Origin of the sequence: Mycobacterium sp. E2462, from assembly GCF_001672685.1 — a bacterium.
In the GTDB taxonomy this organism is placed as follows: domain Bacteria; phylum Actinomycetota; class Actinomycetes; order Mycobacteriales; family Mycobacteriaceae; genus Mycobacterium.
The window spans coordinates 1-1,156 of sequence record NZ_LZKC01000008.1; the positions used below are offsets into that span (position 1 = coordinate 1).

Below are 1,156 nucleotides of genomic sequence, written 5' to 3' on the forward strand. Positions count from 1 at the left end.
GTCACCGGCGCGGGTCAAACGACGGGCTGCGGCCCTGGAGGCGTCCGGTTCCCTCACCTACGACCTCGAGCTGGTGCCGGAGCGCCTCGGCTTTCGGGTCACCGCCACCGTGTGGATCTGCGCGCAGGCCGGTCGCCTGACCGACGTCGCCGACCGGATCGCCGGGCACCCCGAGGTTGCCTCCGTCATCGCCGTCAGCGGGCGCCACCACCTGGTCGCCGTCGTGATCTGCCGCGACGTCGAGCACCTCTACGGGTACCTCACCGAGCGACTGGGCATCATCGACCATGTCCACAGCTACGACGTGCGAATCCGCACCAAACGCCTTAAGCAGGCCGCCTCGCTGATCACGCGCGGCCGCTTGATCCGCGCCACCCCTCCCGGATAGCCGAATCCGCTTCTCGCTCAGTCAGTTTCGGTGGCTGGGCGCGGGCCCGCCGCGACCAGGTTGAGGTGCGCGGCGCGGCGCGGCGTCGCCGGATCCGCGGTGTGGGTGGCCTGCGTGGAATCCTGCTCGTGAATGCGCACGGCGCCTCCGGTGGCGCTGTGCTGCCGCTGCCAGTCGGTGATCGCCTGCCGCGCCGAGTGATCCAGGTAGGTGGCGGAAAGGTGGACGGTGACATCGGTTCCTTCGGGAATGCTTGCCAACACCCCGGTCAGGCGCGGCAGCGCCAGGAAGGTGCAGGCACCTTCGACGACCACGTGCCATTCGGCACCGACCACGGTGGCCTGCACCTTGGCGCGCACCACCCGCCAGCCAGTCACCGCGACGGCGACGGCCAGGCCGATCAGCACCCCGTGGAGCAGGTTCAGGAAGACGACGCTGACCACGGTGATCAGATAGACAGCGAAATCACCGTTGCGCATGGCGGTTTCGATGTGTGCAGGCTTGAGCAGTTCGATCCCGATCACGATCAGCAAGCCGGCCAGTGCGGCCGTCGGAATCTTCTCCACGAGACCCGCGAAGGGCACGGCGAACAACAGAACCCAGAAGCCGTGCATGACGGTCGATGCGCGGGAACGGGCGCCGGCGCTGACGTTGGCCGCGCTGCGCACGATGACGCCGGCGATCGGCAGGCCGCCGATCGCGCCCGAGACCATGTTCGCCGCGCCCTGGCCGATGAGCTCGCGGTTGAAGTCGGTACGGGGCCAGCTC

The 1,156-nt window shown here is 68.9% G+C and carries 2 protein-coding genes; one reads left to right on the top strand and one right to left on the bottom strand.

All coding sequences use genetic code 11. The features are described from left to right. Positions 1 to 388, top strand: a 388-nt coding sequence (locus tag A5714_RS00240; protein ID WP_197513484.1) for an Lrp/AsnC family transcriptional regulator, incomplete at its 5' end; no start/stop codon positions are given. 17 nt (positions 389 to 405) lie between these two features. Here the strand turns inward: A5714_RS00240 and A5714_RS00245 are convergent. Further along, the coding region (locus A5714_RS00245) for a SulP family inorganic anion transporter (protein WP_197513485.1) at positions 406 to 1,156 on the bottom strand (751 nt) is incomplete at its 5' end.